The sequence below is a fragment of the Lacticaseibacillus sp. 53-4 genome (assembly GCF_016861805.1).
In the GTDB taxonomy this organism is placed as follows: Bacteria; Bacillota; Bacilli; order Lactobacillales; family Lactobacillaceae; genus Lacticaseibacillus.
In genome coordinates this window covers 42960-61849 of the sequence record NZ_BOLT01000004.1, presented here as the reverse complement: position 1 = coordinate 61849, position 18890 = coordinate 42960, and the positions used below count along the sequence as shown (strand labels likewise).

Here is an 18890-nt window from a genome sequence, read left to right as displayed (position 1 = left end):
GCATGTTTTACCTATTCGTTTCCGGTGACACGGCCCCTTTTCTGGGGTAACATTGAAACGACAGAAAAGGAGACTATTATGCAATATAAATTACTGGCCACCATGGCTTCCGGTCTGGAAGCCTTGACCGCGCGGGAGATCCGCGACCTGGGCTTCGACGAGCAAACCGATAACGGCAAAGTGTACTTTCAGGGCGACGAGACGGCCATTGCCAAGGCCAATGTATGGCTGCGCACTGCTGACCGCGTGAAAATCGTGGTCGGCCAGTTCACTGCCACCACTTTTGACGAGTTGTTTGAGGGCGTTAAGGCGTTGCCATGGGATCAGTACCTGCCGCTCGATGCTGCGTTTCCAGTGGAAGGCCGCAGCGTGCGCTCGAAGCTGCACTCCGAGCCTGACGTGCAGGCCATCACTAAAAAAGCCATCGTTGATAAACTGGCGACGGTTTACCACCGGCGCGGCCGCCTGGCAGAAACTGGGAAGACTTACCCGCTGGAAGTTTCGATTCTGCGCGATGTGGCGACGTTGACCATCGACACGACCGGGCCGAGCTTATTTAAGCGCGGCTACCGAATCGCCAAAGGGGAAGCGCCGCTGAAGGAAAACTTTGCGGCGGCGCTGGTCATGCTGACGAGCTGGCACCCGGACATGCCGTTTGTCGATCCGACTACGGGGTCCGGCACGATTCCAATCGAAGCGGCGCTGTGGGGCCTGAATATCGCCCCCGGGCTGCAGCGGCATTTTGCGTTTGAGAACTTCAGTTTCATGGATCCGCAAATTTTGCAGGACGTGAAGGATGAGGCAATGGACGCGGCGGACTTTGACCGAGAACTCGACATCCAGGGGTTCGACCTCGATCCGAAAATGATTGAAATCGCCCAGGAAAATGCCAAGCAGGCGGGCTTGGGCCAAACCGTTCGCTTCAAGCAGCTAGCGGTCAAGGATAACCGTCTCGACAACGACCAGCACGGGGTCTTAGTGGCCAACCCGCCATACGGGAAACGGCTTGGCGAGCTGGACGCGGCCCGCACGCTGTATCGTGAAATGGGCCAGGTCTACGGCGGGCTGACCAACTGGAGCCGCTACATTCTGACTGCCGACTTGGAGTTTGAAAAAGCCTTTGGGCAAAAGGCGACTAAGCGGCGCAAGCTCTACAACGGGACGATTCGCACGGATTACTTCCAGTTCTGGGCGCAGCGGCGCCATTAAAAGGAGCGCGTAATGAATATTTTGGCTTTGTACGGGCTGCCAAGCAGCGCGGCCGATGATTTTGCTGAGCATCCGGACTGGCACGTGATTTCAAAGGCTGCCTACACCAAAGACCAAGCCGAAAACATCGACGTGATATTAGGGTGGGACGCGGTCGGCGCTGAGCTGATTGCCGGGCCGAATCACGTTAAATTTGTTCAGGCCATGTCAGCGGGTGTCGATTACCTGCCATTGACGCAGTTCCAGCAGCAAGGCATTCAACTGGCCAACACCAGCGGCATTCACGCTGAACCCATCGCGCAGTCGACCCTGGCCATGGTGTTGGCGTTTGCCCGCGGCCTGGTGCCATTTGCACGGCAGTGGGACAACGATGCCCGGCGGCCGGAAATGTGGCTGCCAGCCGGCAAAACGGCAGTGATTTTTGGCACCGGGCACATCGGCCGTGTGATCGCCCGCCGGCTCAACCAGCAGGGCATGACGGTGTGGGGAATCAGCCGGCACGGCAACGCCGCCGAGGGCTTTGCGAAGGTCGGCACCGATGAACAGGCCGCTGCTTTTGCGGAAAGTGCCGACGTGCTGATCAATGTGATGCCGCTGACCGCCACCACGCAGCACTTTTTCAACGTGAGTTTCTTCAATGGGCTGAAGCAGGCGCCGCTGTTCGTCAATGTTGGGCGCGGTCAAACCGTTGACACGGTGGCCCTGCGCAATGCGCTCCACGCCGGTCGCATCTCAGGGGCGGCGCTGGACGTCTTCGAGCAAGAACCGCTGCCCAGCACCGATCCGCTGTGGCAGGAGCCGCGCGTGCTGATCACGCCTCATATTTCGGGCACCGTGCCACACCTGCGTGAGGCGGTTTACCAAATTTTTAAACCGAACCTCGAGGCCTTGGCTGCCACGGGTCAGATCGTCAAAAATCGCGTCGACTTGACCGCCGGCTACTGATTTTTGCGGGGATAACGCGTATACTGAAAGCGTTATCAAAAGCACCCAAAAGGAGGTTCTTGCTCATGGCGCAACGCACCACTGAGATTATTGGCTTACTGGAGGACGCATTACTGACGAAGCGAAAGGTGTCGATCCACACCATCGATAAGAAAATCTTGAAGGGCATCATTGCCGAGATTCACCCGGCGACGGTCAAACCATATCAGGAGCGGAGCACGGTGATCATCGAAACGCCAAAAGGCGCTAAGCGGGTCCAGGAATACGCGATCACAAAAATCGCTTGGGCTTGACAAGGCGGCGGCACACACAGTGGTGCCGCCGTTTTTGTGCAACGTGCGCAACACAGGTGAAAACAACCCGGGCTTGCGCTATAATTAGCATTACATTAAACGCTGGTGAGAGCCGGCGAAGGGAGCGACAAGAAAATGGCTGAAGCACGATACCAGGATGATTTGTACGAAGCCGTCAACGGCGAATGGGAAAAGACGGCGGAAATTGCGCCAGACAAGACCGCGACAGGCGGCTTTAACGACCTCGCAGACGACGTCGAGGCGAAGCTGATGGCGGACTTTGCCGGCGTCAGCGACGGCAGCAAGCAGGCGCCGGATGCCTACTTTGCCGAGGCCGTAAAGCTTTACGACAAGGCCAAGGACTTCAAAGCTCGCGACCAGGCCGGTATCAAGCCGGCGCTGGACCGCTTGGTGCCGCTGAACGACACTTCGGACATCGCGGCGTTCAACGCCAAAGCCGCCGACCTGTCCGCCTCGCTGTTCCCAATGCCGTTTGAAACGGATGCGGAACCAGACCTCAAGGACACCAGCGTCAACAAGATCACGCTGACCGGCCCGGCCACCATTTTGCCTGACGTGCCTTACTACGCTGAAGACAATGAACAGGGCAAGGCGCTGCTCAAAGTCTGGGCAGACATGGTCAAGGAAATTCTGGCGCAAACGGATCTCAGCGAAGCAGACCAGGCGGCCTACCTGGACGATGCGCTGGCGTTTGACCGCGAGTTGGCCAAGCACGTAAAGACGCGCGAAGAGTGGGCAGACTACCCGAAGGCTTACAACCCGCAATCCTTCCAGGAAGTTGCCGACCAGCTCGGTGATTTTGACCTGGCCAGTTTTGCTAAGGACGCCTGGCCGGCAGTGCCGGACACGATCATCGTCGCCGATCCCCGTTTCTTGAAGGAATTCACGCAGCTGTTCTCAGCGGCAACGTTTGAGCGGTACAAGCACTGGGCCTATGTCTCTGACTTGGTTTCCAACACCGGGTACCTGAGCGAAGACCTGCGCCAGCTCGGCGGGAAGTTCGGTCGTGCGCTCTCCGGCAATCCGGAAGCGCCAAAGCAGATCAAGCACGCCTACCGCCTGGCCAACCGGGTCTTCTCGGAACCGGTCGGCATCTACTACGGTCGCACCTACTTCGGCGAAGAAGCCAAGCAGGATGTGACCCAGCTGGTCGAGAACATGATTGCGACCTACAAGCGCCGACTCGCCAACTCTGATTGGCTCAGTCAGTCCACCAAAGACAAGGCCATCGTCAAGCTCGACAAAATGGTCCTGAAAATGGGCTACCCGGAGCGCCCGAATGAAGTATACGACCGCATGCATGTGCAGGACGACCAAGGCCTGCTGGAAAATGTGATCCAGCTCGCCGAGGCGCGGCATGCCTTCAACGTTGAGCAGCTGACCAAGCCGGTCGACCGCAACGTCTGGAACATGCCAGGGCACCTGGTCAACGCCAGCTATGATCCGTCGCGCAATGACATCACGTTCCCAGCAGCCATTTTGCAGGCTCCTTTCTACTCCTTGAAGCAAACCGCCAGTGAAAACTACGGCGGGATTGGGGCCGTCATCGCCCACGAAATTTCACACGGGTTTGACAACAACGGGGCCCAATTCGACGAGTACGGCAACATGACGAACTGGTGGCAGGAAGCCGACTACGCCCACTTCAAAGAACTGACCCAGCAGATGATCGACGAGTTCGACGGGCTTGAAACGCCGGCGGGTAAGGTCAACGGCAAACAGATTGTCTCCGAAAACATCGCGGATGCCGGCGGCTTGGCCGCAGCCTTGGAAACCGCACAGAATCAGCCCGATGCCGACCTCAAGGCGTTCTTCACCAACTGGGCCCGGGTCTGGCGTCAGAAGTCCCGGCCGGAATACGCCAAGTTCATTTTGTCGATCGACGTGCACGCGCCGAACAAGTTGCGAGCGAATGTGCAGCCGCAGAACCTGGATGAATTTTACTCGACCTTTGACGTGAAGCCAGGCGATGGCATGTACACCGCCCCTGAAAAGCGCGTCCACATTTGGTAAACGAGGAAATTTTGGCGCGATATTCGCACCTGGAAACGGCCCGGCTCACGCTGCGGCCGTTTTTGCTGACCGATGCCAAGTCGCTGCTCGCCAACGGTCAAGATCCGCGCGCCAATCAGTGGACGCTGCGGTTTGCCGACTTGAGCGCCGCTCGGGCCAACATTCGCCGCTACTGGCTGGGGCAGCCGGCGGGCAAATGGGTGATCGAGCAAGACGGCGTGTTTCTCGGCGCCGTGGAGTGCCACTTGCACCCAGCCATCGATGGGGTGGAAATTGGCTACCTGCTCTTGCCTGAGTACTGGGGGCAGGGGTTTGCCACCGAAGCGGCCCGCGCGTTGATGCAGCTGGCGTTCGGGCCGCTTGAGGCGCAAAGCGTGTTGATTGGCTGCGATGAGGCGAATCACCGCTCTGCCGGGGTGGCGCAGCGCTTGGGGCTGCACCTGGGCTGGCTGGTGTTGGCGGCCCATCAAGACGCGGAAACCTGGTGGGTGCGGTATCGCTGACCGCTTGTCAATCTGGCCCAGATGGCTCACAGTAAAGGGGACAGCATCGCCTGCCAAAGAATGTATTGGAGGTTTATCATGCAAGCTTTTCGGTTAAATAATCAAACGGATTTGCGGTTCGGCCCGCTCAAAGAGGCGGACCTTAAAGCCGCGGTCAGCCAGTTCGGCGACCGCGTGCTCTTTGTTTACGGCGGTCATTCAATTAAAGCCAGTGGGCTGTATGACCGCGTCATCAAGGCCCTTTCTGGTCTGCACGTCACGGAGCTGCCGGGCATCGCGCCCAATCCCAAAATCGCTTCCGTGCGCGCCGGCAAGAAGCTGGCAAAGGCCAACAACATTCAGGTGATCCTGGCCGTCGGCGGCGGCTCGGTCATTGACGCATCCAAGGTAATCGGTGAGGCTGCGAACTACGCCGGCGACCCGTGGGACTTGGTGCTTGACAGCGAGCTGGGCAAAAGCACCCCGCAGCTGCCGATTGTTGACGTCGTGACGCTTGCCGCCACCGGTACCGAAATGAATATCAACGCGGTCATCTCCAATCCTGAGACCAAGCAAAAACTGGGGGCTCGCAGCAGTCGCACGCCGGCGGTATCATTCATGGACCCGACGTTGACCTTCACCGTTCCGGCGCGGCAAACCGCGGCCGGTTCGATGGATATTTTCAGCCACCTGTGTGAGCAGTATTTTGATCGCGAACCCGATAATGACGCCACCAAGGGCATGATCGAAGGGCTGATGCGCAGCGTGATCAAATGGGCGCCAGTGGCGATCAAGCAGCCGGATTCACTGCCGGCGCGTCAGAACCTCATGTGGACCGCCACCGCGGCGCTGAACGGCGAAATGGGGGCGGGCAACCGCAACGGCTGGTCCTGTCATGCCATGGAGCACGAGCTCTCCGCGTTTTACGACATCACGCACGGTGTCGGGCTGGGGATTTTGACCCCGCGCTGGATGCATTACGTCTTGACGTCTGATCCCACGACCACGGCGCTGTTTGCCCGGTTTGGCCGCAACGTCTGGCACCTGACCGATGCCGAAGAAGCGGATCTTGCCGGCCACGCGATTGCCAAGACGCTGAGCTGGATCACCAGCCTTGGCTTTGGCATGACGCTGCCGGAAGTGGGCATTGCGGACGATAAGAACTTCGCTCCAATGGCCCAAGCCGCTGCCAAGCGTTTAGGCAATGCCTACCTGCCGCTGGATGAAGCGGCGGTCACGGCCATTTACCAGGCCAGCATGACGCCTGGGTTAGCCTAGGCACAAAAATAGCGCTGATCACTTTTGATGATCAGCGCTATTATTTTGGCCTAGAACTTGTAGTCGTCGTCGCTCATGGCTTCGACTTCGCCCAAACGGTAGCCGTTGCCGACCTGGGAGAAGAAGTCGTGGTTCGACGTGGAGGTGGAGATCCCGTTCATGACGATCGGGTTCACATCCTCGGCGGTGTCTGGGAACAGGGGATCCTGACCCAGATTCATCAGCGCCTTGTTGGCGTTGTAGCGCAGGAAGGTGAGGACTTCATCGGTCCAGTCGGTCTTGGCGTACAAGTCGTTGGTGTAGCCTTCCTCGTTGGCGTAGAGGTCGTACAGCAGATCGTACATCCAGTCCTTCATTTTGCTTTGCTCGTCTTCTGAGAGCTCGTTAAAGCCAAGTTGGAACTTGTAGCCGATGTAGGTTCCGTGAACGGACTCGTCGCGAATGATCAGCTTGATGATCTCTGCAACGTTGGTCAACTTGTTGTTGCCCAGGTAGTAAAGCGGGGTGAAGAAGCCGGAGTAGAACAGGAAGGTTTCCAGGAAGACTGATGCGACCTTTTTCTCCAGCGGCGAACCGTTGTGATAGATGTCGTTGATCTTGTTGGCCTTGTACTGCAGGTGTTTGTTGGAGTTGGTCCAGTCAAAGATCTCATCGATTTCTGCCGGGGTATTCAGCGTGGAAAAAATCGTCGAGTAGGACTTTGCCTGCACGGACTCCATGAACTGGATGTTGTTCAGCACCGCGCGCTCCTGCTGGGTGCGAATATTGTCCATCAAGCTGCGCATGCCGTCCTGGCTTTGCAGGGTATCCAGCAGCGTGAGGCCGCCAAAAACATGGCCGACGACCCACTGCTCGTCTGAGCTCAAGGTGCGCCAGTCATCCAGGTCGTTTGACACCGGGATCCGGGTATCGAGCCAAAACTGCTCGGTCAGCTTTTCCCAGGTCGCCTTGTCGATCTGGTCTTCAATGTCGTTCCAATTGATCGCAATGTACTGCTTTTCAGCCATTTTGCCACTCCTTAAAATTGTTTGCCGCAAGACTCGCAAAAGGCAGGGCCAAGCCATGCCCGCTGCGGTTTAAATCGAGCAAGATTCGCAAGCGTTCGAACCGATTTCTTCCTGGTCATCCGTGTAAGTCCGGATGTAGTAAATCGACTTGATGCCCTTGTGGTGTGCGTAGTTGCGCAGAATGTTCAAATCGCGCGTGGTCATCTTGTTGGTGCGACCCTTTTTCCATGGGTACATGCCTTCTGGAATCGTGGAGCGCATGAACAAGGTGAGGGACATGCTTTGGTCAACGTGCTGCTGGGCCTCGGCGTAAACGTCGATTTCCTTGCGCATGTCGATGTCGTAGGCACTCTTGTAATAAGGCATCGTGTCGTTGGAAAGGCCAGGAGCGGGATAGTAGATCGTCCCGATTTTCTTTTCCTGGCGGTCCTCAATGCGGTTGACGATCGGCTGCAAGGAGGCGCTGGTGTCGTTGATGTAAGAGATCGAGCCGTTCGGGGCGACAGCAAGACGGTTCTGGTGATACAAACCATCCTTCATGACCGCGGCTTTTAGATCAGCCCAATCCTGCTGCGTCGGGATTTTCACGTTTTTGAACAGCTCCTGAACCTTTGCGGTCTTCGGCGCCCAGGTCTGGTTGACGTACTTGTCGAAATACGAGCCATCGGCGTACTTGCTGGCCTTGAAGTTGTGGAAGGTCTCACCGCGCTCTGCGGCGATCTTGTTCGACGCCTTCAGGGTGTAATAGTTGAGCAGCAGGAAGTAGATGTTGGTGAAGTCGAGCGACTCCTCGTCCCCATACTGCATGTGGTTCAAGGCAAAGTAGGTGTGCAGGCCCATTGCGCCCAGGCCGATGGAGTGGGCGAGGTGGTTGCCGTGTTGAACCGACGGCACGACATCGATGTTGCTGCTGTCGGTGACATAGGTCAACGCGCGCACCATGGCCTCAACACTCTTGCCGAAGTCCTGGCTCTTCATGAGGTTCGGAATGTTAGTTGAACCCAGGTTGCAGGAAACATCGGTGCCCATCACGTCGTATTCCTGCTTGTTGTTGATCACGCTTGGCGTTTGCACCTGCATGATTTCCGAGCACAGGTTGGACATGATGATCTTGCCGGCGATCGGGCTGGCGTCGTTAGCGGTATCAATGTTAACGATGTACGGGTAGCCGGATTCCTGCTGGAGCTTAGAAATTTCGTTTTCCAGGTCGCGGGCCTTGATCTTGTACTTCTTGATCTTGGGGTTGGCGACCATGTTGTCGTATTCCTTGCTGATGTCAACGTAGGAGAATGGCTGGCCGTACTCGCGCTCCACGGAGTAAGGGGAGAACAGGTACATGTCAGCGTCTGCGGCAACCAGTTCGTAATACTTGTCTGGTACGATCACGCCGAGGCTCAGGGTCTTGACGCGGTACTTTTCGTCGGCGTTTTCCTTCTTGGCGCCCAGGAAGCTAATGATGTCTGGGTGGAAGACGTTCAGGTAAACGACCCCGGCCCCTTGGCGCTGGCCCAGCTGGTTAGAATAGGAAAAGCTGTCTTCCAGCAGCTTCATGACTGGCAGCACACCGCTGGCTGCGCCTTCGATGCCCTTGATCGGGGCCCCGGCTTCGCGCAGGTTCGACAGGGTCAAGCCGACCCCGCCGCCAATGCGGGAAAGCTCCAGCGCTGAGTTCACGGCGCGGCCGATGGAGTTCATATCATCGGCGATCTGCAGCAAGAAACAGGAAACCAATTCACCGCGGCGCAAGCGGCCGGCGTTCAGGAACGACGGGGTGGCCGGCTGGTAGCGCTGGTGGATCATTTCATCCGCCAGGGCCATCGCCAAGTCTTCGTTGCCATCCGCAAAGTACAGGGCATTCGAAAAGACGCGGTCTTTGAAGTCTTCCAAGTAGTACTGGTTGTCATCCGTCTTCAAGGCGTATTGGGCGTAAAACTTGTACGCCGCCATGAAGGACTTGAATTGGAACCCGGCGTTGGTCAGAAAATCGTTGATCTTTTCCAGGAAGGCTGGACTGTATTTATCCAGCATGGCCTTTTCGTAGTACTTGTTTTTGACCAAGTAGTCGAGCCTGTCCTGAAGGGAGGCGAAATGTTTGGTGTTTGGCGTCACATTCTCTTCAAGAAAGGCCGCCAGGGCCTGCTTATCTTTGGCCAGCGGAATCTGGCCATCAACGGGGATGTTGATCTCATTATTCAAGGCGTAGTATGAAACGTCTTCTGGTTTCAGCGTGCTTAATGCCATAATGTCACCACTTTCACAAAGTTAGGGAGATGAAAAAAGCTGGCCGATTAGCCAGCCAGCTGCTTCAATGCTTCTGGGCGGAACCCGTAGAAGGATTGCAATCCGTCAGCCTCAAGGACCGGCACAGCCTGGAAGCCTTTATCTTTCAAGTAGCTGATGTATTGAGGCTCTTCGTTAATGTTGTGTTCGGTGAATTGAATGTTGTGGGTCCGCAGGTAGTTCTTCGTCATGCGGCACTGCGGGCAGCCGTTCTTGGTAAACAATGTAATATTGCTCATATCAATCACTCTTTCTTGTTATCTTATGGGACTATCATACTCAATGTTGGGGGTGCGGTCAAGCAAAAACACCACATCTTGTGGCCAACGGATTTTCAGGCCTCAAGGTGTGGTGTTAAAGGTTTTGTACGTTTAGTATACCGCGACTGTCCAAATAAAAATAGCCTTTGGACACTATTTTTTTGTAAGTTTCTCAGGGTCCGGCCATTGACCTATAATAAAGACACAAGGTATCGGAGGTGAAAACATGAGTGATGACAAAAAAGCGGACGAAGCTGCCGCTGTCGACATGGTGGATGGCCTCATCGATTACGCCAGCAAGCACGGAATCAAAAGCCGCGACCTCGCGAAAACCCTGATCGAAGCCACTAAAAATGGCTTGGAAGGGGTCGATGCCCTGTTCAAAGATGGGGGCCTGGAGCGGCGAAGCGTTGAAGACCTTGCCACGGGGTATTTGATCGATCGCTATCACCTGGAAGGCGACGAACTGAAGGCCCGCCACGACGAAATGGTCAAGGCGGCTTTGGAGACGTTGCGCAAGCGTCCGGAAGCATTTGATAAATGGGTCAAATAAACCAGACTGAGAGATATACACGTTTAGTCCGAAACACAAGCGCCCCTGAGCTGCGATTCGTCTTAGAATCGCGACCCAGGGGCGCTGGCGTACTTTGGAAATTGAATAAGAGACACGTTTTTTGCTCTCTGATTGGTTACAGCACAGGGGAGAGAAGCCGTGAGAAATACTGCTTGAATCGCAGCCAGTGGCCTTGACTCTTGATCAGCGCCGGCGTCAGCAGCTGACTGTGCTTCAAGTCCTCATCAAACGCCGCCGTCAGCTGCTCAGCAATTTTGGCGTCGTAGATAAACGCGTTGACTTCAAAATTCAGCTTAAACGAGCGAATATCGAAGTTGGCTGAGCCGACACTGGCGACCACATCGTCGATCACCAGGGTCTTGGCGTGCAGGAAGCCGTTTTGGTAGTGGTAGATCTTAATCCCGTAGCGGCTCAGGTAATTGGCGTAGTACTGGGTCGCCCGGAAGATAAAGGGGTGATCGGGCATGTCCGGCACCATCACCTGGACGTCGATGCCGGCCAAGGCGGCGGTGATCAGCGCGTCCATGGCCGTGTCGTCGGGGATCAGGTACGGCGTCTGCAGGCGAATCGACTTGGTCGCGCTGGCGATCATCTTCACATAGCCGTACTTGATCTGCTGCGCGGAGGAATCTGGGCCGCTGGCGACGATTTGCATCGGCGCGCTCCCCAGGTGAATGTGGCGCGTCGCCAGATTTTCCGGCGACAGCGGCGCGACATCGATGTCGTAAGGCTCGGCCTGATCATCCGGCACGGTCGCATTCCAGTCCATCAGAAACTGCACCTTCAGCGCGTACACCGTATTGCCGCGAATGCGCAGGTGCGTGTCGCGCCAGAACCCGAATTTCTTTTTGCGGGACACGTACTGGTCGCCGACGTTAAAGCCGCCGATGAAGCCGATGTCGTCGTCGATCACAACGATTTTGCGGTGCAGCCGGTAGTTCAGCCGAAAATCGGTGATGAGGTGCTGCGAGGAAAAGTAGGCTTCCGCCTTGGCCCCAGCGGCCAACAGCGGCGCCCAGAACTTTTTGTTTGCGCCAAGGGAACCCCAGGCGTCGTAAAGGACCAGGACCTTGACGCCTTGCTTGGCTTTCTTGATCAACAGGTCCCGGAACTGGTTGCCCAGCTCGTCGTTGTAAAAGGTGTAATACTCCACAAAGACGTGGTCCGTCGCCGCTTCGATGTCTTCAAAAAGCTTGGCAAACTTTTTTTTGCCGTCGAAGAACAGGTCGACTGAGTTATCCCCCAGCACCGGCGCGCTGGCCGTGTTAAGAAACAAGGTGGTCAGCTCCTTGGCGGCCGTTGAGGTCACCGCGGCCGGCAGCAGGCGGCCGTGGGTGTTGGCGTGCTTTTGCATCGCCACAAAGGCCTTGGTCCCGCGTCGGTACTCGGTTTGGATCGCGTGCACCTTTTTGGTCGAGAGGCCGCGGCCAGCAAACAGGTAAATGCCAAACCCGATCACCGGCAGAAAAATCAGCACCAAAAGCCAAGCCCAGGTCGTGGAAATATCGCGCACCGACCGGAGCACGGTGAAAATGGCTGCAATGGTGTTGAGCAGCAGCACCAGTAAAATGATGATTGTAAGAAGAGACATGCACGCACCGCCTTTAATCGATTGATCGCCCGGCAAGCCGCCGGACCTCGTCTGTGGCCAATTTTGCCACGTCCGCAGGTAAAGGACAACCTGCATCGCCCTGTGACTTCATTATATAGAAGCAGTCAGGCGTAGTGCCACGAGTGGGCCTACCGTGCGGCCGCTTCCGCCTCATGCAGCCCTTGCTGGGCCAGCATGTGGGCCCCACGGTTGGCGTGGTCAGGGACCCACTGCCACAAGACCCACGAGAATTGCTTGGTCAAGGCGGTCAATTCTGTGACATAATCACCATAGTGCTTGGCGTAATGCTTATCCAGCGCCTCGATTACGAGCTTAGAATCACTGTAAAAGGTGACCGGACCAGTCAGGCCCAAGGCCAGCAGGCGCCTGAAGCCGGCAATGGCGGCCTCAAACTCCGCCTCATGATTGCTCATTTCGGGAAGCGGTAAGTGGGTCTGATCCTGCTGCCCTTCGGCGATGATCAAAATACCGATCCCGCCGAGTCCAATATTGCCTTTTGTCGCTGCATCTGTGTATAGTTTATTCATCGTTCTCCTTAAGGAAGTGGCTGTGTGAAAAACCGATTTTACGTTCAACCGGGCTGGCTCGATTTTACCATGTTTTGGGCCTTCATCATGATCGGCGTGAGTTTTGCCGTGGTCTTGCAAATGGAACTCATCGGCTACGGGCCGGTCAGCTGGCCGGCTGCCGCGCTCCTGGTGGTCGTGCTGGCGCTCGCGGCGTTGCAGATTCAACGCTCCCGCCTGGTGGTCGGCGCTGGCCGCGTCACGCTGCGCCGACTTTTACCTGGCAACTCACTGCAGATCGCACCTGAAGACGTGACGGCGGTGGCCTGGAAGAAGCAGACTTGCACACTGGTGACGCGGTCTTACGGTAAAATTACGTTTATTCATTTTGGCCATAATGACGCACTCAAGCAGGCATTGGCAGCCGTGCTGCCAGAAAGGGGTTAGTCGTGTCAGACATCGAAATTGCGCAGGCAAACGAACAAAGTGAAATGAAGCCGATCGAGGAGATCGGCGCTATGGTCGGCCTCACCCCAGACGAGCTCGAGCCTTACGGACGCAGCAAGGCCAAATTGACGCTTGCCGCGATGAAGCGGCTCAAAAGCAAGCCCTTGGGCAAGCTGGTGCTGGTCACCTCGATCAACCCGACCCCGGCCGGGGAAGGCAAGTCCACCGTGACCATCGGGTTAGGCGACGCGCTGCGCCTGCGTCAGCAAAACGCGGTGATCGCGCTGCGCGAACCCTCGCTGGGCCCGGTCATGGGCATGAAGGGCGGCGCCACCGGGGGCGGCTACTCCCAGGTGGTGCCGATGGAAGACATCAACCTGCACTTCACCGGTGACATGCACGCGCTGACCACTGCAGTCGACACGCTGGCGGCGCTGATCGACAACCACCTGCAGCAGGGCAACCAGCTGAACTTGGATCCGCGCCGCATCCAGTGGCGCCGCGTCCTGGACATCAACGACCGCGCACTGCGCCACGTCACCATCGGCCTGGGCGGCGTTACCTCAGGGGTGCCGCGTGAAACCGAGTTTGACATCACCGTTGCGAGCGAACTGATGGCGATTTTGTGCTTGGCAGATGGTCTTGGCGACTTGAAGCGCCGCATCGCCAAAATTGTCATCGGCTACACCTATGACCGCAAGCCGGTCACCGTTGATGACCTCGGGGTGACGGGCGCGATCGCGATGCTGCTGAGGGACGCGGTCAAACCAAACCTGGTGCAGACGCTGGCACACACGCCGGCCTTGATTCACGGCGGCCCGTTTGCCAACATTGCCCACGGGTGCAATTCGATCATCGCGACGCGGGCGGCGCTTGAAATGGGCGACATTGCACTGACCGAGGCCGGTTTTGGGGCCGATCTGGGCGGCGAAAAGTTTATGGACATTACCGCCCCGGCGCTGGGCAAAACGCCTGATGCGGTCGTGATTGTGGCGACCGTGCGCGCGCTCAAGTACAACGGCGGTCAGAAGCTGGCAGACCTCAAAACGGAAGATCTTGCCGCGCTGGAAAGCGGCTTTGCCAACCTCAAGCGCCACATACACAACATGAAACGCTACGGGGTTCCCGTCATCGTCGGCATCAACCAGTTTACATCGGACACGCCGGCCGAAATCAACCGGCTGGTTGAGCTTTGTGAGCAAGAAGGTACGACTGCCATTCCCGCCGACGTTTGGGGCAAAGGCGGCCAGGGTGGCCTAGCGTTGGCTGATGCGCTGCTCGCCGTGCTCAAGCAGCCGGCTGACTTCCGGCCGCTTTACGCCAATACCGATGCGGTTAAAGATAAGATCAACACGATCGTCACCCAAATTTACGGCGGCGCCAGTGTCGACTATGATCACAAGGCGGAGTTGGCGCTGCGGACCATCACCAAAAATGGTTGGTCTGACCTGCCAATCTGCATGGCCAAGACCCAGTACAGCTTTTCCGATAATGCCAAGGCGTTAGGCGCGCCATCTGGCTTCACCATTAACGTCCGCGACGTGACCCCGCGGCTCGGCGCCGGGTTCCTAGTCGTGATGACCGGCACCGTGCTCACCATGCCGGGGCTGCCCAAACAGCCCGCGGCCTTGAACATGGATGTCTCGGACGACGGTGTAATCTCAGGGTTGTTCTAACAAGGAGAGAATATGGTTTTATATCTGTTACTGGCAGCGGCCTTAGTAGTCGTCGATCAAGTGGTCAAAGCGTGGGTCGTCGCCCACCTCGCAGTGGGGGAAACCGTCGCGTTTCTGCCTGGCCTTGCGCTGACCCACCTGCAAAATGACGGTGCCGCCTTTTCAATGCTGCGCGGCCAGCAGTGGTTCTTTTACCTGATCACAGTGGTTTCTTTGATCGTCGTGTACTGGCTCTGGCGCGATGCCGGTCGCAGCCGGTTCTACAAACTTGCGCTGGCGCTGATCCTTGCCGGCACCATTGGCAACTTCATCGACCGCGTGCGCTTTGGCTCGGTCACGGACATGTTCGAAACCACGTTCATGAATTTCGCTATTTTTAATGTGGCGGATGCTTGCCTGACCGTCGGCGTCGTCATGGTGGTCATTTACCTGTTGTTCATCGATGGAAAAGGGGAAAAATCACGCTAGAATTGACCATCACGACGCAACGCGGCCGGCTGGACAAGGTGATCGCCGACAATTTTTCGGACATCTCCCGCTCGCAGGCGCAAAAATGGCTGGCCGCCGGGCTGGTGACGGTGAATGGCAAGGCGGCCAAGGGTAAAGAGCAGGTGAGCACCGGCGACGTGATCCGGCTTGATCCCCCCAAACCCAAACCGCTTGAAGCTGTCCCGCAGGACATGCCACTGGACATCATTTACGAAGACGACCAAGTGATTGTGGTCAACAAACCGCAAGGCATGGTCGTGCATCCTGCCCCCGGCCACCCCGATGGGACCTTGGTCAACGGGCTGCTGTTTCACACCAGTTTTTCCGGCATTAACGACGTGCTGCGGCCTGGCATCGTGCACCGCATTGACAAGGACACCAGCGGGCTGCTCATGGTCGCCAAAACGGCGCAGGCGCAAGTCAGCCTGTCCGCCCAGCTGAAGGCCAAGACGACCAAGCGTGAGTACTGGGCGATTGTCCACGGCGCGTTTCGCGACGAACAAGGCACCATCGACGCACCGCTGGCCAGAGACCCCAAGGACCGCAAACGCCAGGCCATCGTGCCAGGTGGGCGGCGCGCAGTCACGCATTACCAGGTGCTGGAGCAGTTTCCCCACTACGCGCTGATCAAGTGCGTGCTGGAAACCGGGCGCACCCACCAGATCCGCGTGCACATGGCTTCGATTCACCACCCGCTGGCCGGCGACCCGCTGTACGGCCCGCGGGTCACGCTGCCGGGTGCAGGTCAGTTCCTGCACGCCCGCACGCTGGGGTTCGTTCATCCGACAACCGGCAAATTCATGGAATTTTCCGTTGAGCCGCCAGCGCTGTTTCAAAAAACTTTGGCGGATCTGCGCGCTGGGATTGACAAGACCAGGCGCGTTCGCTAGACTGAGAACAACTTGATAAAGCACCTTTAACTAAGTCCAGAGAGGCTTGGAAGGGCACGTGTTTGCTGCGGCAAACGAAATTTTCGGCCAAAAGCCGCCTTCTATACCCGAACTGGATATGGCAGGCGGCTTTTTCGTGCAGAAAAGGGGATCATTATGGCAAAACAAGTAGTGGATGCAGTGACCATGCAGCGTGCGTTGACGCGCATCTCGTACGAAATCATCGAGCAGAACAAGGATCTGTCCGATCTGGTCATCGTGGGAATCAAAACCCGCGGGGTGTACCTGGCCAACCGGATCGCCGCGCGCTTGAATCAGTTGGAAAACTTGGCTGTGCCGGTCGGCGACCTCGACATTCGCCTGTATCGCGACGACGTGCACACCGCCGACTACCGGATGCAGCCGGACGTGAAGGGCTCAGACCTGCCGGTATCAATCACCAACAAGCATGTCATCCTGGTTGACGACGTCATTTTCACCGGCCGCACGATTCGCGCCGCGCTGGACGCCTTGATGGATCAGGGCCGGCCGCGCCAGATCAGCCTGGCCGTCCTGGTCGATCGCGGCCACCGCGAGCTGCCGATCCGGCCAGATTTTGTCGGCAAAAACATTCCGACTTCCCGCCACGAGGAAATTAACGTGCAAGTAAAGGAAATTGACGGGCAGGACGGCATCAGCATCGCCCAGCTGGAGGCATAGCATGGCCAAATTTCATGATGATGACGCAGTTTTAGACATTCACGATAAACCTGGCTTCGGTCAGTGGGTGGGCCTGTCCATCCAGCACTTGTTCGCCATGTTCGGCTCCACGGTGCTGGTGCCGATCCTGGTTGGCCTGGATCCCAGCATTGCGCTGTTTTCCAGCGGGGTCGGCACGCTGATTTACATCCTGATCACGCGCGGCAAGATTCCAGCCTACATGGGCTCCAGTTTCTCCTTCATCGTGGTGATGCAGTCGCTGATGAAAACCACCGGCTACCCGGGCATCGCGCAGGGCACTATCGCCGTCGGGTGCGTGTACCTGATCGTCGCCTTAATCGTGAACTTCGCCGGATCCGCCTGGATCGATAAGGCGCTGCCGCCGATCGTGGTGGGGCCGATCGTCATGGTCATCGGCCTGAGTCTGGCCGGCACTGCCGCGACCGACGCCACCATGCGCGCCGTGTCCGCGACCAAGAGCGTGTACGACATCCGCTACTTTGCCGTCGCCATGCTGACGTTGGCCTTCACGATCATTTACAACATGTACTTGAAGAAGTTCATCAGCCTGCTGCCGATTCTGCTGGGGCTGATCACCGGCTATGTCATCGCCTTGCTGTTCGGCATCGTGGACTTCACGCCGGTCATGCAGGCCAAGTGGTTCTCACTGCCGGCGTTTCAAATTCCGTTTCTCACGTACCAGCCCAAGTTTTACTGGGGCGCGGTGCTCTCGATGGCGCCAATCGCCTTCGTCACGATGACGGAGCACATGGGGCACATCATGGTGCTCGATGAAATGACTCACCGCAACTTCTTCAAGGATCCTGGCCTGAACCACACGCTGGCCGGAGACGGCACAGCCTCCATCATCGCCGGGTTCGTCGGCGGCCCGCCAGTCACCTCATACGGTGAAAACATCGGGGTCATGGCGATGACCAAGGTCCACAGTGTGTACGTGCTGGCCGGCGCTGGCATGTTCGCGGTGCTCTTCGCCTTCATCGGCAAGCTCAGCGCCTTGATCCGCACCATTCCAAGTCCGGTCATCGGCGGCATCTCATTTCTGCTGTTCGGCGTCATCGCCAGCAACGGGCTCAAGGTCCTGATCGACAACAAGGTCGATTTTAATAAGAAACGCAACCTCATGATCGGCTCGACTATCCTGGTCATCGGGATCGGCAACGCCAGCCTGCAATTCGCCGGCTACACCTTCTCGGGGCTGGCCATCGCCACCGTGATCGGCATTTTGTTGAACTTCATTCTGCCGCAGCAAGCAGCCAACGAGGAGGAACCTGTCGATGCTAAAAAACTTTGAGCATTTTGTTTCGGAAACCCAAGTCACCCCTGAACTTGCCGAAAGCCTGATCGATCGAGCCGAGGCCTTCAAGCAGGGGGCCACGCCGGCAGTCGCAACGCCGTACTACGCGGCCAATCTATTCTTTGAAAACAGCACGCGCACGCACACCAGTTTTGAAATGGCCGAGCGCAAACTGGGCATGACGGTGATCCCGTTTGATCCCGGCCATAGCTCTGTCACCAAGGGCGAAAGCCTGGAGGACACACTGCGGGCGCTTGCCGCGATTGGCATTCAAGTCGCGGTGATCCGCCATTCTCAGGACAACTACTACCAGCCGTTGATCGAAGCCAATGTGCCGCTGCACATTGTCAACGCCGGCGACGGGGCCGGCCAGCACCCGAGTCAAATGATGCTGGACCTGATGACCATTCGCGAGGAGTTCGGGCACTTCAAGGGCCTGCACGTCGGCATCGTCGGTGACTTAGCCCACTCCCGGGTGGCGCGGTCGGACATGGCCATGCTGACGCAGCTGGGCGCCACTGTCAGTTTTTCCGGGCCGAAAACTTGGTACACCAAGGACTTTGAGCAGTACGGTGACTATGTGCCGCTGGATGACCTGATTCCGCAGGTCGACGTCTTGATGTTGCTGCGGGTTCAGCTGGAGCGCCTGACCCCAGCAGAAAAGGCGGAATTTTCTGCTGAGTCTTACCATGAACGCTTCGGCATTAACCAGGCGCGCTACGACCAGATGAAGCCCGGCGCCATCATCATGCATCCGGCGCCGGTCAACCGCGGCGTCGAGCTCGCCTCTGACCTGGTTTTGGCCGAACGGTCGCGGATCTTTAAGCAGATGCACAACGGCGTGTTCATGCGCATGGCCATGCTGGAACTGGTATGCGGAAAGTAGGAGGTCAT

At 57.4% G+C, this 18890-nt stretch carries 19 protein-coding genes; 14 read left to right on the top strand and 5 right to left on the bottom strand.

All coding sequences use genetic code 11. From position 1 onward, the window contains the following. The first annotated feature begins 78 nt into the window (after positions 1 to 78). From JUF21_RS02775 to JUF21_RS02750, 6 genes are all read left to right on the top strand, one after another. Positions 79 to 1209: a class I SAM-dependent RNA methyltransferase gene (locus JUF21_RS02775; protein ID WP_203623310.1), complete on the top strand. Its 1131-nt coding sequence runs from the start codon at positions 79 to 81 to the stop codon at positions 1207 to 1209. 12 nt (positions 1210 to 1221) lie between these two features. Continuing rightward, a complete protein-coding gene (locus tag JUF21_RS02770) occupies positions 1222 to 2154 on the top strand; it encodes an NAD(P)-dependent oxidoreductase (RefSeq protein WP_203623309.1) in 933 nt (310 codons plus the stop codon). Positions 2155 to 2219: 65 nt separating this feature from the next. Then, a complete protein-coding gene (locus JUF21_RS02765) occupies positions 2220 to 2447 on the top strand; it encodes a hypothetical protein (protein WP_203623308.1) in 228 nt (75 codons plus the stop codon). Between the two features lie 135 nt (positions 2448 to 2582). Continuing rightward, positions 2583 to 4481, top strand: coding sequence for a M13 family metallopeptidase (locus JUF21_RS02760; RefSeq protein ID WP_125754504.1), 1899 nt, complete (start codon positions 2583 to 2585; stop codon positions 4479 to 4481). Between the two features lie 11 nt (positions 4482 to 4492). Continuing rightward, a complete protein-coding gene (locus tag JUF21_RS02755; protein WP_203623307.1) occupies positions 4493 to 4984 on the top strand; it encodes a GNAT family N-acetyltransferase in 492 nt (163 codons plus the stop codon). A gap of 78 nt (positions 4985 to 5062) precedes the next feature. Further along, complete coding sequence (locus JUF21_RS02750) at positions 5063 to 6241, top strand: iron-containing alcohol dehydrogenase (RefSeq protein ID WP_125754502.1); 1179 nt, start codon at positions 5063 to 5065, stop codon at positions 6239 to 6241. A gap of 50 nt (positions 6242 to 6291) precedes the next feature. Here the strand turns inward: JUF21_RS02750 and nrdF are convergent, their stop codons facing one another. The 3 genes from nrdF to nrdH all read right to left on the bottom strand — a co-directional run bounded on the left by nrdF (position 6292) and on the right by nrdH (position 9767). Beyond that, positions 6292 to 7248 carry a class 1b ribonucleoside-diphosphate reductase subunit beta gene (gene nrdF / locus JUF21_RS02745; RefSeq protein WP_203662989.1) on the bottom strand — a complete coding sequence of 319 codons (957 nt, stop codon included), beginning with the start codon at positions 7246 to 7248 and terminating at the stop codon, positions 6292 to 6294. 69 nt (positions 7249 to 7317) lie between these two features. Further along, on the bottom strand, positions 7318 to 9489 hold the full coding sequence (nrdE, locus tag JUF21_RS02740; RefSeq protein ID WP_125754500.1) for a class 1b ribonucleoside-diphosphate reductase subunit alpha: 2172 nt from the start codon (positions 9487 to 9489) through the stop codon (positions 7318 to 7320). 47 nt (positions 9490 to 9536) lie between these two features. After that, a complete protein-coding gene (nrdH, locus tag JUF21_RS02735; protein WP_125754499.1) occupies positions 9537 to 9767 on the bottom strand; it encodes a glutaredoxin-like protein NrdH in 231 nt (76 codons plus the stop codon). Between the two features lie 247 nt (positions 9768 to 10014). Between nrdH and JUF21_RS02730 the strand changes: the two genes are divergently transcribed. Continuing rightward, positions 10015 to 10341 carry a hypothetical protein gene (locus tag JUF21_RS02730; RefSeq protein ID WP_203623306.1) on the top strand — a complete coding sequence of 109 codons (327 nt, stop codon included), beginning with the start codon at positions 10015 to 10017 and terminating at the stop codon, positions 10339 to 10341. Positions 10342 to 10477: 136 nt separating this feature from the next. On the opposite strand, the gene cls is transcribed toward JUF21_RS02730, so the two are convergent. Together cls and JUF21_RS02720 are read right to left on the bottom strand one after the other, a co-directional pair. Continuing rightward, positions 10478 to 11953: a cardiolipin synthase gene (cls, locus tag JUF21_RS02725; protein WP_203623305.1), complete on the bottom strand. Its 1476-nt coding sequence runs from the start codon at positions 11951 to 11953 to the stop codon at positions 10478 to 10480. A gap of 149 nt (positions 11954 to 12102) precedes the next feature. Continuing rightward, on the bottom strand, positions 12103 to 12501 hold the full coding sequence (locus JUF21_RS02720) for a reverse transcriptase-like protein (protein ID WP_203623304.1): 399 nt from the start codon (positions 12499 to 12501) through the stop codon (positions 12103 to 12105). A 24-nt stretch (positions 12502 to 12525) separates the two neighbouring features. Here JUF21_RS02720 and JUF21_RS02715 point away from each other — a divergent pair, with 24 nt between their 5' ends. The 7 genes from JUF21_RS02715 to JUF21_RS02685 all read left to right on the top strand — a co-directional run bounded on the left by JUF21_RS02715 (position 12526) and on the right by JUF21_RS02685 (position 18882). Next, positions 12526 to 12927 (top strand): EbsA family protein, encoded by a 402-nt coding sequence (locus tag JUF21_RS02715; protein WP_203623303.1) that lies wholly within the window; start codon positions 12526 to 12528, stop codon positions 12925 to 12927. 2 nt (positions 12928 to 12929) lie between these two features. Beyond that, a complete protein-coding gene (locus JUF21_RS02710; protein WP_125754494.1) occupies positions 12930 to 14603 on the top strand; it encodes a formate--tetrahydrofolate ligase in 1674 nt (557 codons plus the stop codon). A gap of 12 nt (positions 14604 to 14615) precedes the next feature. Beyond that, positions 14616 to 15071 carry a signal peptidase II gene (gene lspA, locus JUF21_RS02705; protein ID WP_203623302.1) on the top strand — a complete coding sequence of 152 codons (456 nt, stop codon included), beginning with the start codon at positions 14616 to 14618 and terminating at the stop codon, positions 15069 to 15071. Further along, positions 15062 to 15982 (top strand): RluA family pseudouridine synthase, encoded by a 921-nt coding sequence (locus JUF21_RS02700; protein WP_203663061.1) that lies wholly within the window; start codon positions 15062 to 15064, stop codon positions 15980 to 15982. The genes lspA and JUF21_RS02700 overlap by 10 nt, the downstream gene beginning before the upstream one ends. 150 nt (positions 15983 to 16132) lie before the next feature. Further along, positions 16133 to 16681: a bifunctional pyr operon transcriptional regulator/uracil phosphoribosyltransferase PyrR gene (gene pyrR, locus JUF21_RS02695; protein ID WP_125754492.1), complete on the top strand. Its 549-nt coding sequence runs from the start codon at positions 16133 to 16135 to the stop codon at positions 16679 to 16681. 1 nt (position 16682) lies between these two features. Further along, positions 16683 to 17993 (top strand): uracil-xanthine permease family protein, encoded by a 1311-nt coding sequence (locus tag JUF21_RS02690; protein ID WP_125754491.1) that lies wholly within the window; start codon positions 16683 to 16685, stop codon positions 17991 to 17993. Then, positions 17977 to 18882 (top strand): aspartate carbamoyltransferase catalytic subunit, encoded by a 906-nt coding sequence (locus JUF21_RS02685; protein WP_125754490.1) that lies wholly within the window; start codon positions 17977 to 17979, stop codon positions 18880 to 18882. The genes JUF21_RS02690 and JUF21_RS02685 overlap by 17 nt, the downstream gene beginning before the upstream one ends. Positions 18883 to 18890: the final 8 nt, after the last annotated feature.

Bases quoted from the DNA above. Each gene is read 5' to 3' on its own strand.
- JUF21_RS02775 (WP_203623310.1), top strand. From the start codon at position 79: ATGCAATATAAATTACTGGCCACCATGGCTTCCGGTCTGGAAGCCTTG.
- JUF21_RS02770 (WP_203623309.1), top strand. From the start codon at position 1,222: ATGAATATTTTGGCTTTGTACGGGCTGCCAAGCAGCGCGGCCGATGAT.
- JUF21_RS02765 (WP_203623308.1), top strand. From the start codon at position 2,220: ATGGCGCAACGCACCACTGAGATTATTGGCTTACTGGAGGACGCATTA.
- JUF21_RS02760 (WP_125754504.1), top strand. From the start codon at position 2,583: ATGGCTGAAGCACGATACCAGGATGATTTGTACGAAGCCGTCAACGGC.
- JUF21_RS02750 (WP_125754502.1), top strand. From the start codon at position 5,063: ATGCAAGCTTTTCGGTTAAATAATCAAACGGATTTGCGGTTCGGCCCG.
- nrdF (WP_203662989.1), bottom strand. From the start codon at position 7,248: ATGGCTGAAAAGCAGTACATTGCGATCAATTGGAACGACATTGAAGAC.
- nrdE (WP_125754500.1), bottom strand. From the start codon at position 9,489: ATGGCATTAAGCACGCTGAAACCAGAAGACGTTTCATACTACGCCTTG.
- nrdH (WP_125754499.1), bottom strand. From the start codon at position 9,767: ATGAGCAATATTACATTGTTTACCAAGAACGGCTGCCCGCAGTGCCGC.
- JUF21_RS02730 (WP_203623306.1), top strand. From the start codon at position 10,015: ATGAGTGATGACAAAAAAGCGGACGAAGCTGCCGCTGTCGACATGGTG.
- cls (WP_203623305.1), bottom strand. From the start codon at position 11,953: ATGTCTCTTCTTACAATCATCATTTTACTGGTGCTGCTGCTCAACACC.
- JUF21_RS02720 (WP_203623304.1), bottom strand. From the start codon at position 12,501: ATGAATAAACTATACACAGATGCAGCGACAAAAGGCAATATTGGACTC.
- lspA (WP_203623302.1), top strand. From the start codon at position 14,616: ATGGTTTTATATCTGTTACTGGCAGCGGCCTTAGTAGTCGTCGATCAA.
- JUF21_RS02690 (WP_125754491.1), top strand. From the start codon at position 16,683: ATGGCCAAATTTCATGATGATGACGCAGTTTTAGACATTCACGATAAA.
- JUF21_RS02685 (WP_125754490.1), top strand. From the start codon at position 17,977: ATGCTAAAAAACTTTGAGCATTTTGTTTCGGAAACCCAAGTCACCCCT.